Genomic DNA, 15,230 nt, shown 5'->3' with positions numbered 1-15,230 from the left:
CACCCTTGAGAGATGGACATCCTGATCGCCGGCGCGGGAATCGGCGGGCTCAGCACGGCACTGGCCCTGCACTCGCGCGGCATCCACGCGACCCTCCTCGAGTCGGCCGCCGAGCTGCGCGCCCTCGGCGTCGGCATCAATCTGCTCCCCCACGCGGTGCGCGAGCTTCACGAACTCGGACTCGGCGACGAACTGCGTGCCATCGCGGCCACCCCGGCCACCATCGACTTCTATACCCACGACGGCACGCTGCTCTTCCGGGAACCCCGGGGCATCGAGGGCGGCTACGGCTACCCGCAGTGCTCGGTGCACCGCGGGCGGTTGCAGATGCTGCTGCTGGCCGCGGTCGTCGACCGGCTGGGCCCGGAAGCGGTGCGCACCGGCGCGGCCGTGGCCGGCTTCACCGAATCGCCGGACGGTGTCACCGTGCGCACAGCAATCGGCGACTTCGGCGCGGACATCCTGATCGGTGCCGACGGGATCCATTCGACGGTGCGCTCCCGGTTGCACCCCGGTCCGGATCCGATGCGATGGTCGGGAGCGCGGATGTTCCGCGGGGCGGCGCGCATGCCGGCGTTCCTGGACGCCCGCACCATGGCGATCGTCAAAGGCCCCGACGGGGTCGAGCTGATCACCTATCCGATCGGCGGCGGACTGGTGAACTGGGTGCTGCAAGTCCCGGAATCGGACCCCGCGACACGGTCTGGGGATACCGGCTGGAACACCCCTGCCGACCCCACCGAGGTGGCGTCCCTGATGAACGACTGGCGACTGGACTGGCTGGACACCGCACAGTTGGTGACCACCTCCGATGCCGTGTTCCACTATCCGATGGTGGACCGTGATCCGTTGCCGCACTGGGGTACCCGTCGGGTGACCTTGCTCGGCGACGCCGCGCACCCGATGTATCCGGTGGGCGCCAACGGGGGCTCGCAAGCCATCCTCGATGCCCGTGCGCTGGCCGATGCGCTCGCCCTCGGACATGGCCTCGCCGGCTATGAGGCGCGTCGACTCCCGGAGACCGCCGCCGTGGTACACGCCAACCGCGAGATGTACCGCAGCTCACCGGATGAGCTGGCCCGGGTGACGGCGGACTACCGGCGAAAGACTCTCGCAGACAGGAGTTCCCGATGACCACCTTCGTACTGGTCCCCGGCGCCTGCCACGGCGGCTGGTGCTTCGACGACCTGGCGGCAGCCCTGCGCAAACAGGGCCACCGGGTGCTGGCACCCACCTTGACCGGTGTCGCAGAACGGGCGCACCTCCTGCACGCCGGGGTGAACCTGGAAACCCATATCAGCGACGTGCTGGCCGAACTCGCCGCACATCGGGTGTCCGATGCGGTCCTGGTCGGGCACAGCTACGGCGGCATGGTGATCACCGCGGTGGCGGATCGCGCTGCCGGACAGATCGATTCACTGGTGTTCCTCGATGCGTTCGTACCGCGCGACGGCGAATCCTGCTGGACGCTGACGACTGACGAACAGCGCCGGTGGTACACCGCCGTGGATGCCAGCGGATACGGGGTGCCCCCGCTGCCGTTCTTCGACGAGCGCGCGACCGCGCATCCCCTGGCCTCGCTCATGCAGCCGGTACGCCTGGAAGGTGACCTGTCGGGCTTGCGCAGGCGCGAATTCGTCTACGCGCAACGGTGGCCGACGGAGTCGCCGTTCGCCCCGACCTTCGAGCGCTTACGGGCCGACCCGGCGTGGCGGACGCATTCCCTGGACGGCGCGCACAACCTGATGCGGGACAACCACGACGATCTGGTGCGCATCCTGCTGGAAGTGGCGCGCCGCTAGCCAGGTCAGTAGCCGAGCAACGTGCGGAACTGCTGACCCACGGCCATCGACTGCCCCATCCGCTGCACCCAGCCGTCGAGCGCGGCCTTGGTGTCGGCCGGATCCCAGCCGCGCTCCTGGGACAGGGCAATCATGCCCGCTTCGTCGTTGATCCCACGCGCCTGCGCGTCCCGCGCGAGGTCGGCGTAATCCTGCAGCGAGATCCCGTTGATGGGTGCCCAGATCGGATCGTCGGCTGCGACCGACTTGGTGGACGGCCCACCGAAGATGGCCGGGTCGACGGGTCCGGCGTTCTGCACGTGCACCCTGCCGTCGTGCTGCTGAGCCCAGCCCTGCTGCGCGGCGGCGGCCTCCTTCGCCTTTTCCTTGGCTTTGTCGAAAAATCCCATCGTGATACTCCCCTTCGGCCGGGCCCCGGGCGTTCTCGCCGCGAAACGCTGTTCCCGGTCAGTACACGCCGCCGCGATCGCTACCGATCCCAATTCGACGAAGCGGGTCCTGGGTGCATCGAACCCCGAACAGAACTGCAACACGTTTCAGTTTCTCCGCGAAACTGGGTAGTCTGACGCTCGTGCCAGCAGCATCCTCGGAGCCCGCCGTCGAAGGGTGGTTCGCCACCGACGACTCCGGTGCCACTCACCTGATCGGGGCCACGTGCCCGCAGTGCGCCACCTACGTCTTCCCACCGCGGGCCAACAACTGCCCCAACCCGGCGTGCGACAGCGACGTGCTCGAGCAGGTTCCGCTGTCTCGGCGCGGCAAGGTCTGGAGCTACACCGAGAACCGCTACGCACCGCCGCCGCCGTACCCGGCCACCGACCCGTTCGAGCCGTTCGCGATTGCCGCGGTGAAACTCGCCGATGAGGGCCTCATCGTGCTGGGCAAAGTGGTCGAAGGCACCCTGGCCGCCGACCTGAAAGTCGGTATGGAGATGGAATTGACCACCATGGTCCTGTTCACCGACGCCGAGGGCGTCGAGCGGATCACCCACGCCTGGAGAATCGCATGACCCCGGAACCCGTGTACATCCTCGGCGCCGGTATGCACCCGTGGGGCAAATGGGGCCACGACTTCACCGAGTACGGCGTCGTCGCCGCCCGCGCCGCGCTGGCCGAAGCCGGCCTGGACTGGCGTCAGATCCAGATGGTCGCCGGCGCGGACACCATCCGCAACGGCTACCCCGGCTTCATCGCCGGCTCGACGTTCGCGCAGAAGTTGGGCTGGAACGGGGTGCCCGTCTCCTCCAGCTACGCCGCCTGCGCCAGTGGCTCCCAAGCCCTGCAGAGCGCCCGCGCGCACATCCTGGCCGGATTCTGCGATGTCGCCCTCGTGATCGGCGCCGACACCACCCCCAAGGGTGCGTTCGCCCCGGTCGGTGGTGAGCGCAAGAACGACCCCGACTGGCAGCGGTTCCACCTCATCGGCGCCTCCAACCCGGTGTACTTCGCACTGCTGGCCCGGCGTCGGATGGACCTCTACGGCGCCACTTTGGAGGACTTTGCCCAGGTCAAGGTGAAGAACGCCCAACACGGTCTGAGCAACCCGAATGCCCGCTTCCGCAAGGAAGCCACCGTCGAGGATGTGCTCGCCAGCCCAGTCGTCGCCGACCCCCTGCGTCTGCTCGACATCTGCGCCACCTCCGACGGCGCTGCCGCACTGATCGTGGCCAGCAAGAGCTTCGCCGAGAAACACCTCGGCTCGGTCGCCGGTGTCCCGTCGGTCCGCGCGATCAGCACCGTCACCCCGCGCTACCCCCAGCATCTGCCCGAACTTCCCGATATCGCCACCGACTCGACGGCGGTCGTCGCCGCACCGGAACGCGTGTTCAAAGACCAGATCCTCGATGCCGCCTACGCCGAAGCCGGGATAGGCCCCAGCGACGTGGATCTGGCCGAGGTGTACGACCTGTCCACCGCATTGGAACTGGACTGGTACGAACACCTGGGCCTGTGCGCCAAAGGCGAAGCCGAAGCACTCCTGCGCAGCGGCGCCACCACCCTCGGCGGCCGGGTCCCGGTCAACGCCTCCGGCGGTCTGGCCTCCTTCGGTGAGGCCATCCCCGCGCAGGCCATCGCGCAGGTATGCGAGCTGACCTGGCAGCTCAAGGGGCAAGCCATCGGCAGGCAGGTCGAAGGGGCCAAGGTCGGCGTGACCGCCAACCAGGGGCTGTTCGGACACGGCTCCTCGGTGATCGTCGCGCGGTAGCCAGTGATCACCGTCCTGGTCAAGCCGGGAAGCCGCAAGGGCCCGCTCGTCGAGGTCGGCGCCGAGGGCCAGCTGACCATCTACGTCGCCGAACGCGCGGTGGACGGAAAAGCCAATGCGGCGGTGACCAAGCTGCTCGCGGCACATCTGGGCGTGCCGCGCAGCAGCCTGGAGTTGGTGTCGGGCGCGACGGCGCGGATCAAGCGGTTCCGCGTCAACACCTGAGCGGCGACACCCCGAGCAGGTCGGGCTCCCCCGTCTCGGCATGCCGGTCCCGGGCGTACTGGCGCATCGTCTCGGAGAGACGGTAGCGCGTTCGCCCGCAACGGGTTTCGGCCGACAGCAGCGATTTGTCGACCAGCGACATGAGCAGGTCGACCACCTGGAAGGCACACACGTCCCCACCGACGGCGACCGTGCGGGCGGTGTGCATGTCGAATCCGCCCGGAACCACGGAAACCCGCCGCAGAACGGCCTTCTCGTGTTCGTTGAGCAGCGTGTAGGACCAGTCGATACAGGCCTTCAGGGTCTGCTGGCGGCGTGCCACCGTGCGGCAGCCGCCGGTCAGCAGGCGGAACCGGTCGTGCAGGCTGCCGATGATCTCATCCAGCGTGAGCGCGCGTACCCGCGACGCCGCGAGTTCGATGGCCAAGGGCATGCCATCGAGTCGGCGACAGATCTCCCGCACCACCTCGGTGGCGTGGGTGTCGAGGACGAACTCGGCGCGGGCGCGCTGCGCGCGTTCGGTGAACAACGCGACCGCGTCGTCATCGAGCGACATCGACGGCACCCGCCACACCTGCTCACCGCCGACCGCCAGTGGCTCCCTGCTGGTGGCCAGCACGGTGACGTTCGGGCAGGACCGCAGGATCTCCCCGACCAGCGCCGCGGCGGCGTCCAACAGGTGTTCACAGTTGTCCACGACCAAGAGCAGGCGCCGGTCACCGATGGTGCGCGTCAACACATCCGGGGTGGCGCAGCGGCCGCGCGGATCGGACAACCCGAGTGCCTGGGCCACGGCTTGCGGCACCATGTCGGGGTCCGTCACCGCGGCAAGCTCCACGCACCGGACCCCGTCCTCGAACAGCTCCGCCGTGTGGTCGGCCGCCGCCACGGCGAGCCGCGTCTTGCCGACGCCGCCGGCGCCGGTGAGGGTGAGCAGCCGGCACTCCGCCAAGAGCTTCGCGATCTCCGCGAGTTCGCAGGACCTGCCCACGAACGAGGTCAATTGGACTGGGCGCCAGTGGAGTACGTCGTCTCGGTCGGCGCGCAGTGGGGGGACGTTGATGCTCAGGCTGGGGTGGCACAGTTGCGATACCCGCTCCGGGCGCGTGATGTCGCGCAGCGGATGGCGGCCCAGGTCGATCAGCCAGGCGTCCTCGGGCAGCGACTCACCCGCGAGGTCGGACGTCGTTCCGGACATCAGCGTTTGCCCACCCACCGCGATATCGCGCAGCCGGGCGGCGCGGTTGATCGTCTGTCCCATGTAATTGCCTTGGTCGCGCAGCTGGATTTCCCCGCTGTGCAGACCTATCCGCAAGCGGATGGGCGCCAGCACGGCCTGCTGCAGCGCGAGCGCGCAGGCCACCGCGTCGCTGGCGCGGGTGAAGGCGATGACGAAGCTGTCGCCCTCGCCCTGCGCCGTCGGGCACACTCCGCGATGGACGTCGACGAGTTCGGACAGTGAACGGTCCAGTCCCGACATGGCGGCCGCCATCGCTTCTGGCTGCACCTCCCAGGACCGGGTGGAACCCTCGACATCGGCCATCAGCAGCGTCACCGTGCCGGTCGGCAGAACGGTAGTCGACATGCGAACCCCCATGGCTAGAACATTTTGCGAGCCAACTGCTTTCGATGCTGATTCCCCATCCTGCGGGACTCACGCGATGGGGTCTACCGTGCACGCAACACGATCGGCGGTGGTGTATGCACCACTCACGTGGCGGGCAGGGCAGACGGGTCGGGAATGTCGACCGTGGCGACGATCCGGGTGCCACGCCCCGGTGCCGTATCGATGACAAGTTGACCGCCGATCGCCGAGAGCCGGTCGGCCATGTTGGTCAGACCGATCCCGGCAGTCGCGTGATCGAATCCCGGTCCGGTGTCGGCGATCACCAACCGCAGGGTGCGCCCGTCGGCGCCACCGGTGATGGACACGGCGGTGCCGGGGCCGCCGTGTTTGGCCGCGTTCTGCAGCGCCTCGCTACAGCAGTAATACAACGCGGCCTCGGTGGCCGACGGATAGCGCCCGATGTTCTGCAGATCCAGCCGGACGGGTATGGCCGCGTGCGCGCCCAGCGTGGGCAGTGCCTCGGTGAGCCCACCACTGAGCAGCAGCGGTGGATAGATACCGTGGGCGAGTCTGCGGATCTCGGCGATGGCCGTGTCCACCAGATCGGCGGCCTCGGTCAGCAACGGCTGATAGCCATCGCGATCGGCGTTGCGCGCCAACTGAATCAGTACCGACAAGGCGACCAGATGTTGCTGGGCACCGTCGTGCAGGTCACGTTCGATACGACGGCGTTCTTGGTCGGCCGCGGTGCTCAGCCGGGTGCGCGATGCCGCGAGTTCGACAGCGCGCTCGGCCAGGTGCACCTGGGAGGTGCGCAGCGCCGCCGCGTTGTGCCACACGATCGCCATCAGATTCAGGCCGGTGATGCCCAGCCCGAACACGACGAAGGAGGTCTCCACCCACTGCGTGGCGTGCCGGACCGCGTCGTTGGGCGGGATGAAGCGGGCCAGTGCACCGGCGAGCATCAGACAGACTCCGGTCATTCCCGCATACACCAGCCCGCGTTGCCATCGCAGGTACGGCTCGGCGAACGAGGCCGGCAGCAAGGCCATGATTGCCATCACCGCAAGCGTCGGCGGTGAGACATAGACGACGACCAGGACACCGATCCAGTTGCCGATGCACACCAGGGCGATCGACTGCTGGTACTTCTGCTGCGCCGCCAGCCGGATCGCGACGACGATCGCCACGGAGTGCAGGGCCGAGATCCCGCCCAGGACCAGGAACCAGAACGACCGCTGCAACCAGATGTACTGAAACATCGGGAGCAGGACACCGGCGCCGAACCACATGGCGAAGTGGCCGACGAGAAAGACCTGAAAGCGTTCATCCTGGAACCGCAGGATCAGGTCACGATCAAGCGGCGAGGCGGACCGCGTGATGCCGTGGATGAGGATCCTCGGGGCCTCCCACCGTGGCACCGACAGGGTTGCGGGTCCGAGGGTCAGCCGCCGGCTCGCCATATGCGCCTCAGCAGGTCCGGACTCAGCCGCTCCTTGTGCAGATAGGACGCGGCGCCACAGTCCGCAGCCGCGGCGGGAAGGTCTTCGATGTCGTAGGTCGACATCAGGACGATGATCAAATCTGTTCGCACCGAACAGATTTGCCGAGCGGCCTCGATACCTCCCATGCCGGGCATGTGGATGTCCATCAGCACCATGTCGCCGTCACCGCTGCGCATCTGTTCGACGGCGGTTTCGCCCGTCTCACATTCGCCGGCCATGACGAAGTCGTCCATCGCCGCCAGCGTCGCCGCGGTCGCACGACGGAAGCTGGCTTGATCGTCGACGACCCAGACACGTATCTGTTCTCCAGCCACCACGTCATCGTGCCCGAGAGATTTGCTCGGCACGATGGTGTACACACCACTGCTTTCGGGATTCGCGGGCGGCACGATCAGCCGGTCCCACGGTGGTCGAGGAACATCAACACGGCCTTCACCCGCCGGTCAACGCCATCGTCGACGGTCAATTCGAGCTTGGCGAAGATCGAGTTGATGTGCTTTTCCACCGCCCGCTGCGAGAGCACCAGGCGCTGCGCGACGATACGGTTGCTGAAGCCCGTCGCCAGTTCACCGAGCACCTCGCGCTCGCGGGGCGTGAGCCTGCTCAGTGCGGGCGCGGACCGCGGTTGGGCCAGCAGCGCCTCGACCACCAGTGGGTCGAGCACCGTGCCGCCGGTAGCCACTTGCCGCACGGCCTCACCCAGTTCGTCGAAATGCGACACCCGATCTTTGAGCAGGTAACCCCGGCCCGCGGTGCCGCCTTCCAGCAGGCCCGCCGCGTAACCGGGGTCCGCATAGTTCGACAACACGATCACCCCGACGTCCGGATACGCCGCGCGCAGCCACCGCGCCAGCCGGATCCCCTCATCGGTCGAGGTCGGCGGCATCCGGACATCCGTCATCAGGATCGTCGGACGGTATGAGGCGACGAGTTCTGCCGCGGAGTCGTAGTCCTCGGCGACGCCGACGACATCGACCTCGGGCACGGTGGACAGCGATCGCATGACACTGTCACGGACCAGCAGGGAATCCTCCGCGATCACGACCGAGATTCGATCACTCACCATCGGGAGTGTAACCGCGCTGCCGCGCGCAAACCTGCGCTCGCGTATCAGCCTATTTGCGAATTCACGTACACGAGCACATGTTCGGCGGCCAGTCGACTAGGCGGGGAACCAGAAGGGACCCCACCAGAACCCCCACGAGTTGCGCACGTCTGACCAGAAGACGCGTGCGAACGGCGCCCACCACGGGGGTCCCGGCCGCTGCGACGCCCAGCCCGGGACGTTCCCCTGGCCCGGTCCCCAGTTCCAGTCGGGAGCCCAGTTCGGTGGCGCGGGCCGGTCGAACTGACCGGGCGGAAGTGCCGGCGGCCGATCCGGATGCCAGCCGGGTGACCCGTCCCGCGGGGGCCCGCCGGGTCCATTGTCGTGCCAGCCAGGACCGTCAGGTCCGTTGTCGTGCCGGCCGGGGCCACCCGGTCCGTTATTGCCCGGACCACCACCGGGACCGTTGTCACGCCCAGCAGGGCCACCGGGGCCACCGCCCTGGCAGTTCTGCACCCCAGGCGGGCACTGCGGCGCCGCGGTGGCAACTCCGGTGCCGAGCGCTCCGGCGGCCAGACCAGCCAAGACGGCCGAACTCGCCACCACTTTGATGCACCTGTTCATCGGTCTCGCGCTCCATTCACTAAGCCCCAACCGAAATCGAGTCTGCCGATTGGAATTCAGCGCCAGCCATGAGGAACCTGTGCGTCGTTATGAGATACCTGTGCGCAGACTGCGCACAGGCCGACGACAGGCAGGGAGCGTCAGGCCACCCCGAGATACGCCGCCCGGATGCTGTCGTCCTTCAACAGATCGGGGGCATTGCCGCTGCGGGTCACCGCCCCGGTCTCCAGGATGTACGCGCGGTCGGACCTGCTGAGCGCCTGCTGTGCGTTCTGCTCGACCAACAGCACCGTCGTGCCCTGCTTGTTGATCTCGGTGATGATCCGGAAGATCTGCGAGATGATCATGGGCGCCAGACCCATCGACGGCTCGTCGAGCAGCAGCACCTTCGGCCGGGCCATCAACGCACGGCCGATCGCCAGCATCTGCTGTTCGCCGCCGGACAGGGTGCCACCCACCTGGGCGCGCCGCTCCGCCAGCCGGGGGAACGTCGTCATCACCCAGTCGAGGCGCTCGTCATGGTCGCGTTTGGAGTCGAATTTCCTTCCGTAACAGCCCATTTCCAGATTCTCGACCACCGTCATCCCGGGGAACACGCCGCGGCCTTCGGGGGCCTGGATGAGCCCCTGCGTCACCCGTCGGTGCGCTTTGACCTTGGAGATGTCCGTGCCGTCGAACCACACCGATCCCGACGTCAGCGGCCGCAGTCCGGAGATCGCGCGCATCATGGTGGTCTTGCCCGCCCCGTTGGAGCCCAGCAGCGTGACCAGTTCGCCTTCTCGCACCTCCAGCGAAACGCCGTGCAGCGCTTGGATTCTGCCGTAATGAACGACGGCGTCGCGCACCTCGAGCAGGATGGGGCGCGGGTCCGCCGGATCAGAGCTCGTCATCGGGCACTCCCAGGTAGGCGGCAATCACTTTCGGATCCTCCCGGATCTCCGCGGGCAGCCCGTCGGCGATCTTGCGCCCGAACTCCAGCACCACGATGCGGTCGGTGACGCCCATGACCAGCCGCATATCGTGCTCGATCAACAGCACGGTGTAGCCGTCATCCCGGATTGCGCGGATCAGGTCGATGAGCGCGGCCTTCTCGCTCGGGTTGAATCCCGCGGCCGGCTCGTCCAGGCACAGCAGCTTGGGCTCGGTGGCCAGAGCGCGTGCGATCTCCAGGCGACGCTGGTCGCCGTAGGGCAGGTTTTTGGCCTTCTCCTCACCACGGTGCGCGATTCCGACGAACTGAAGCAGCGCGGCGGCCCGCTCGATGGCGTCCTTCTCCTCGCGCCGGTGCCGCGGCGTGCGCACAAGCGCGCCGGGCACCGAGGTCTTGTGCCGGGCGTCGGTGCCCACCACCACGTTCTCCAGAGCGGTCATCTCGCCCCAGAGCCGGATGTTCTGGAAGGTGCGGGCGATGCCGCGGCGGGTGATCTGATGGCGCTTGATCTTGCCCAGCGGTGCGCCGTCGAACGTGACGCTGCCGGCACTGGGCCGGTACACCCCGGTGATCGCGTTGAAGCAGGTGGTCTTGCCCGCCCCGTTGGGACCGATCAGACCCAGGATCTCGCCGCGCTTGATGTCGAAGGACACCGAGTCAAGCGCGGTGAGACCGCCGAACTTGACGGTGAGATCCTTTGTCTCCAACAGTTTCTCACCCTCGGCGGCCTTCACGTCGCGGTGCAGCGCAGCCAGTTCCTCATCGACGGCCGGATCGGTCATGCTGCCGCCTTCGAGTCGTCGGCCCGGCGAAGCAGATTGCGCGCGGATTTGCCGTAGCTCAGTAGTTGCTGGCGTACCGGGAACAGGCCCTGCGGCCGGAAGATCATCAGTACCACCAGCGCCAGACCGAAGAAGAGATACTTCAGATCGCCCAGGTTGATCCCGAGGAAGTGCACCCCGAGCAGCCGGTTGGGCAGGTAGACGATGATGAACGCGCCGAAGACCACCCCCAGCTTGTTGCCCTGGCCACCCAGGACCACGGCGCACAGGAACAGCATGGAGTTGATGATGTTGAACGTCGGCGGCGCCACGTACTGGACCTGGCCGGCGTACAGGGCACCGGAGAGCCCACCGATGGCCGCACCGATGACGAACGCCCACAGCTTGAACTTGAAGGTGTTGACGCCCATGACCTCCGCGGCATCCTCGTCCTCGCGGATGGCCACCCAGGCCCGGCCGACCCGGCTGCGTTCCAGGTTTCCGACCAGAAGCAGCACGATGACGATGAACACCAGACCCAGCCAGAACCACCAGGTGCCGTAGTTGGCGTCCCCCGCCGAATTACCGCTGGAGAACACACCATTGGGCAGATGCTCGTTCTCCCCCAGCCTCGGATACGCGATCTCGTTGAGCCCACGCGGGCCGTTGGTGACATCGGTGAGGTTATCCGCGAGCAGCCGGATGATCTCACCGAACCCGAGGGTGACGATCGCCAGATAGTCGCCGCGCAATCGCAGCGTCGGCGTGCCCAGGATCAGCCCGGCCAGTGCCGTCACCGCCATGGCGATCGGGACACAGGACAACCAGGCCCAGTCCTTGCTGAAGAACCCGTCCGGACCGACCTTGTTCCACGGACTGTCCGGGCTGGTGAGCAACGCGACCGTGTAGGCGCCGACGGCATAGAAACCGACGTAGCCGAGATCGAGCAGGCCCGCCTGGCCCACGACGACGTTGAGGCCGATCGCGATGATCGCGATCATCGCGAACTGCGCCATGGTGCCACCGAAGCTGATTCCCGGGGTGTCCAGGAAGCCCGGGGTGTATAGCGGCAACAGCCCGAGGAGCAGGAACAGCACGGCCCCGAAGATCCACTTGCCCGGACGGCCGAGCTCAGACCACCACTGGCGCAGGCCGTCTCCCGGCGCGAGCACGGTGCGCCGCCAGCCGCCCGTCTGCTGATGAGTCATGCGCGTGCCTTCCCCAGGCTCTCACCGAGTATGCCCGTCGGCCGGATCAACAGCACCAGTACCAGCAGCACGAACGCCACCACGTCACGCCATTGGGTGCCGAACAGTGCCTGGCCGTAGTTCTCCATGATCCCGAGGATCAGACCACCGAGCAGGGCGCCGCGCAGGTTGCCGATACCGCCGAGCACCGCGGCCGAGAACGCCTTGATTCCCAACAGGAATCCGCCCGAGTAGATGATCCCCTGCGGGAGTTTCAGGGTGTAGAGCAGAGCGGCCGCACCGGCGAGCAGACCGCCGATCAGGAACGTCGTCATGATGACCCGCTCCCGCGACACACCCATCAGGGTGGCCGTCGTCGAGTCTTGGGCGACGGCGCGAATGCCGCGGCCGAACTTGGTGCGGTTGATGGCGATATCGGTCAGCAGCGCCAACACGAGCGCGGCCAGCAAGATCACGATGGTCACGTTGGACACCGTCGCGCCGAAGATCGTGAACTGAGTCTTGGGTTGCACCAAGATGATCGGTTGTTGGGCGTTACTGCCGCCGTAGCCTGTGATCAACTTCGGCAAGACGAAGTGCACGAACTCCTGCAGCACGAACGACATGCCGATGGCGGTGATCAGGAAGGTCAGCGGCCGGGCGTTGCGCTTGCGCAACGGGCGGTACGCCACCATTTCCAGCCCGACCGCGGCCGACCCCGACACCGCCATGGCGACCACCATCGCGATCGCCAGATACAACACCGTCAACGCGATGCCCTTGTTGTACGGCGTGCCACTCGGGGTGAAACCGAGGATGATGTCGAGCGCGAAATAGGCGCCGAACATGCCGAGCATGAAGATCTCGGAATGGGCGAAGTTGATCAACCGCAGCACGCCGAACACCAGGGTGTAGCCGACCGCGACGAGTGCGTAGATCGCTCCCCACGACAGACCGTCAATCGTCAACTGGCCGAACCCGTTCACCAGGTTGTCGACGTTGAAGTTGATATTGGCTGCGGTGCAGACGTACTGACCGATGCAATCGGGGGTCATCCGGTGGCGGGCTCCTGGTCGATAAGTGCGGCTGTCTGGAACGAGAACGCGTCCGGAACCGGGGTCCCGGACGCGTTCTGGCGTCAGCGAATTACCTACTGGACCTTGAAGATCCAGATCAGGTTGGTGGTGAGCTCACCCTTGTCGGTCCACTGGTAGTTGCGGGCCACACCCTGGCCGTTGTAGTTCTTCACGAAGTCCAGCAGCGCCGGCCGGGTGATGGCACCCGAGTCGATGCCCTTGAGCAGGATGGTGCCGAGGTCATAGCCCTCCGCACTGTAGGTCCCCGCCTCGGTGTTGAACTTCTTCTTGTAGTCCTCGGCGAACGTGCCGGTGGCCGGGCCGCACGGGCAGGCCAGGATGGCGTCCTTGGAGGCCTCGCCGGCCTGCTTGACGAACTCGGGATCCTTGGTGCCGTCAGCCGAGGAGAAGACACCGGTGTAGCCACCGTCGCGGAGCTGTTGCACCAGCGGGGCCGCTTCGGAGTAGTAGCCGCTGTAGAAGACGGCATCCGGGCTGATCCCCTTGACCTGGGTGACCGCGGCGGAGAAGTCCTTGTCGCCCTTCTTCACCGAGATGTTGCAACCGGAGTCGGCGACCGGGCCCAGGGTGTCGCGCACCGCGGTGGCCAGGCCCAGCCCGTAGTCGGTGCTGTCGTCGATCACACAGATCTTCTTGTAGCCCAACGTGTTCTTCAGGTAGTTGGCCACCGACGGGCCCTGGACGGCGTCATTGGCGAGGCCGCGGAAGAAGGTCTTCCAGCCGTTCTGGCTCAGCGTCGGGTTGGTGGCCGATGCCGTGGCGGCGACGAGTCCGGCCTGGTCGAAAACCGTACCGGTGGCTTTGGTCTCGCCGGAGAAGGCCGGGCCGACCAGACCGATCGTGTACTGGTCGTCCACGATCTGGGGGGCGATGGCCGTCGCCTTCTGCGGGTCACCCTCGGTGTCGAACGGCTTGAGCTGAACCTGGCAGCCGGGGTTGGCGGCGTTGTGCTTGTCGATCGCGAGCTGCACACCGTTCTTGATGTTGATGCCCAAGGCGGCGTCCGGACCGTTGAGCGCACCGGCCATCGCAATGGACACGGGCGGGCAGGTGGCCTTGCCGTCGCCGGCGGGATCGGCCGGAGTGGCACCCGCGGCCGCCTTGACCTCCGTGCCGTTCTCGTCGATCTGGACCTGCTCGACGATCTTCAGGTCCGCCTTCGACGTGCTCTGCTCGGGCGAGGACTGGTTGCACCCGGCAATGCCGAGTACCAGCAGACCAGCACCGCCGAGCGCAAATGCATTCCGTGCCACGCGACTGCGCACGCTTCACCTCCGGGTCATGGATTCCAACGGCATCGACGATGAGCCGCAGGTCGGCCGTTCGCTGATGCCTCGGGTAGACACTAGCCAACCGGTCGCCGGGTTGCGCGATGTTGAACGATTGCCCGCGGCGCGTCGGTACCGCGAGCTGGTGTCGCGCAGGACCGGAAACGCAGTGTTAACCCAGGCCGTCCACAGGGATCAGGCAGAAGACGATTCGCCGCTGGGCGGGTCGAGTGTTTCCAGGACGACCTCGGCGACCCGTTTCATGGTGGTGCGCCGATCCATCGCCGCGCGCTGGATCCATTTGAACGCTTCGGGTTCGGTCATGCCCTGATTGGCCTGCAGCAAACCCTTGGCCCGCTCGACGAGCTTGCGTGTCTCCAGCCGGTCGGACAGGCTCGCCACCTCGTTCTCCAGCGCCGCGATCTCACTGAACCGACTCACCGCGACCTCGATGGCGGGGATCAGATCGGTGATGGAGAACGGCTTGACCAGGTAGGCCATCGCCCCGGCGTCACGGGCCCGTTCGACGAGCTCGCGCTGCGAGAAGGCGGTCAGGATAACGATGGGCGCGATGCGCTTGGAGGCGATCTCGGAGGCCGCGTCGATACCGTCGCGGCGCGGCATCTTCACGTCCATGATCACCAGGTCGGGTTTGAGGCTCTCGGCCAGGTCGACAGCCTCCTGGCCGTCGCCGGCCTGCCCCACGACCTCATAACCCTCCTCGCGCAGCATCTCTGCCAGGTCGAGTCGGATCAGTGCTTCGTCCTCGGCTATGAGGACACGGCGCGGCGTAGGAGCGTCGGTCATTCCGCCATTGTCTCGTGAAGGACGGCGATGAGCGACCTCGGGGTTAAATGGGCGCGTCGGCCCGGGATCTGGGACCGGTCCGGCCATCCTCTATGGTGGTAACCCGCACCAGTGCAGGCCCTCGTATCCCAACTGGCAGAGGAAACGGATTCAAAACCCGTGCAGTGTGAGTTCGAATCTCACCGAGGGCACCAGGACAGACATAA

The 15,230-nt window shown here is 66.8% G+C and carries 17 protein-coding genes and 1 tRNA gene; 6 read left to right on the top strand and 12 right to left on the bottom strand.

Translation table 11 applies throughout. From position 1 onward, the window contains the following. Window positions 1-12: 12 nt before the first annotated feature. Both FHU31_RS22525 and FHU31_RS22520 read left to right on the top strand, forming a co-directional pair. Complete coding sequence (locus tag FHU31_RS22525; RefSeq protein ID WP_167162606.1) at window positions 13-1,134, top strand: FAD-dependent monooxygenase; 1,122 nt, start codon at window positions 13-15, stop codon at window positions 1,132-1,134. Continuing rightward, window positions 1,131-1,802 carry an alpha/beta fold hydrolase gene (locus FHU31_RS22520; protein WP_167162604.1) on the top strand — a complete coding sequence of 224 codons (672 nt, stop codon included), beginning with the start codon at window positions 1,131-1,133 and terminating at the stop codon, window positions 1,800-1,802. The genes FHU31_RS22525 and FHU31_RS22520 overlap by 4 nt, the downstream gene beginning before the upstream one ends. 5 nt (window positions 1,803-1,807) lie before the next feature. Here FHU31_RS22520 and FHU31_RS22515 read toward each other — a convergent pair whose 3' ends face one another. Next, window positions 1,808-2,191 carry a hypothetical protein gene (locus tag FHU31_RS22515; RefSeq protein WP_167162602.1) on the bottom strand — a complete coding sequence of 128 codons (384 nt, stop codon included), beginning with the start codon at window positions 2,189-2,191 and terminating at the stop codon, window positions 1,808-1,810. A 182-nt stretch (window positions 2,192-2,373) separates the two neighbouring features. On the opposite strand from FHU31_RS22515, the gene FHU31_RS22510 reads away from it, so the two are divergent. From FHU31_RS22510 to FHU31_RS22500, 3 genes are read left to right on the top strand one after another with little or no spacing between them, the layout of a single operon-like run. After that, a complete protein-coding gene (locus FHU31_RS22510; RefSeq protein WP_167162600.1) occupies window positions 2,374-2,811 on the top strand; it encodes a Zn-ribbon domain-containing OB-fold protein in 438 nt (145 codons plus the stop codon). Beyond that, window positions 2,808-4,007, top strand: coding sequence for a lipid-transfer protein (locus FHU31_RS22505; protein ID WP_167162598.1), 1,200 nt, complete (start codon window positions 2,808-2,810; stop codon window positions 4,005-4,007). The genes FHU31_RS22510 and FHU31_RS22505 overlap by 4 nt, the downstream gene beginning before the upstream one ends. A 3-nt stretch (window positions 4,008-4,010) precedes the next feature. Then, window positions 4,011-4,232 carry a DUF167 domain-containing protein gene (locus FHU31_RS22500; protein WP_167162595.1) on the top strand — a complete coding sequence of 74 codons (222 nt, stop codon included), beginning with the start codon at window positions 4,011-4,013 and terminating at the stop codon, window positions 4,230-4,232. Here FHU31_RS22500 and FHU31_RS22495 read toward each other — a convergent pair. The 11 genes from FHU31_RS22495 to FHU31_RS22445 all read right to left on the bottom strand — a co-directional run bounded on the left by FHU31_RS22495 (window position 4,222) and on the right by FHU31_RS22445 (window position 15,024). Continuing rightward, on the bottom strand, window positions 4,222-5,817 hold the full coding sequence (locus FHU31_RS22495) for an ATP-binding protein (protein WP_208411142.1): 1,596 nt from the start codon (window positions 5,815-5,817) through the stop codon (window positions 4,222-4,224). The two genes, FHU31_RS22500 and FHU31_RS22495, sit on opposite strands and share 11 nt — an antisense overlap. A 125-nt stretch (window positions 5,818-5,942) precedes the next feature. Then, window positions 5,943-7,262, bottom strand: coding sequence for a sensor histidine kinase (locus tag FHU31_RS22490; RefSeq protein WP_167162592.1), 1,320 nt, complete (start codon window positions 7,260-7,262; stop codon window positions 5,943-5,945). After that, window positions 7,244-7,663: a response regulator gene (locus FHU31_RS22485; RefSeq protein ID WP_263988120.1), complete on the bottom strand. Its 420-nt coding sequence runs from the start codon at window positions 7,661-7,663 to the stop codon at window positions 7,244-7,246. The genes FHU31_RS22490 and FHU31_RS22485 overlap by 19 nt, the downstream gene beginning before the upstream one ends. A 32-nt stretch (window positions 7,664-7,695) precedes the next feature. Next, window positions 7,696-8,370, bottom strand: a complete 675-nt coding sequence (locus FHU31_RS22480; RefSeq protein ID WP_167162590.1) for a response regulator transcription factor — start codon at window positions 8,368-8,370, stop codon at window positions 7,696-7,698. A 96-nt stretch (window positions 8,371-8,466) separates the two neighbouring features. After that, window positions 8,467-8,973: a hypothetical protein gene (locus FHU31_RS31265; protein WP_208411339.1), complete on the bottom strand. Its 507-nt coding sequence runs from the start codon at window positions 8,971-8,973 to the stop codon at window positions 8,467-8,469. Window positions 8,974-9,113: 140 nt separating this feature from the next. After that, window positions 9,114-9,863, bottom strand: coding sequence for an ABC transporter ATP-binding protein (locus FHU31_RS22470; protein ID WP_167162588.1), 750 nt, complete (start codon window positions 9,861-9,863; stop codon window positions 9,114-9,116). Next, the gene (locus FHU31_RS22465; protein ID WP_167162585.1) at window positions 9,850-10,686 is read right to left on the bottom strand and encodes an ABC transporter ATP-binding protein; all 837 of its coding nucleotides are present in this window, start codon (window positions 10,684-10,686) and stop codon (window positions 9,850-9,852) included. Before FHU31_RS22465 ends, FHU31_RS22470 begins: the two co-directional genes overlap by 14 nt. Next, a complete protein-coding gene (locus FHU31_RS22460) occupies window positions 10,683-11,873 on the bottom strand; it encodes a branched-chain amino acid ABC transporter permease (RefSeq protein ID WP_167162583.1) in 1,191 nt (396 codons plus the stop codon). The genes FHU31_RS22465 and FHU31_RS22460 overlap by 4 nt, the downstream gene beginning before the upstream one ends. Next, on the bottom strand, window positions 11,870-12,907 hold the full coding sequence (locus tag FHU31_RS22455) for a branched-chain amino acid ABC transporter permease (RefSeq protein WP_167162581.1): 1,038 nt from the start codon (window positions 12,905-12,907) through the stop codon (window positions 11,870-11,872). Before FHU31_RS22455 ends, FHU31_RS22460 begins: the two co-directional genes overlap by 4 nt. Before the next feature lie 95 nt (window positions 12,908-13,002). Further along, window positions 13,003-14,214, bottom strand: coding sequence for a branched-chain amino acid ABC transporter substrate-binding protein (locus tag FHU31_RS22450; RefSeq protein ID WP_167162579.1), 1,212 nt, complete (start codon window positions 14,212-14,214; stop codon window positions 13,003-13,005). A 198-nt stretch (window positions 14,215-14,412) separates the two neighbouring features. Then, complete coding sequence (locus tag FHU31_RS22445; RefSeq protein ID WP_167162577.1) at window positions 14,413-15,024, bottom strand: two-component system response regulator PdtaR; 612 nt, start codon at window positions 15,022-15,024, stop codon at window positions 14,413-14,415. A 117-nt stretch (window positions 15,025-15,141) separates the two neighbouring features. Here FHU31_RS22445 and FHU31_RS22440 point away from each other — a divergent pair. After that, window positions 15,142-15,218 (top strand) — tRNA-Leu (locus FHU31_RS22440). The last annotated feature ends 12 nt before the right edge of the window (window positions 15,219-15,230 follow it).

Source organism: Mycolicibacterium fluoranthenivorans (assembly GCF_011758805.1).
Taxonomy (GTDB): Bacteria; Actinomycetota; Actinomycetes; order Mycobacteriales; family Mycobacteriaceae; genus Mycobacterium; species Mycobacterium fluoranthenivorans.
The sequence above is the reverse complement of the archived record's forward strand: the minus strand, read 5'-3'. Positions and strand labels throughout refer to the sequence as shown.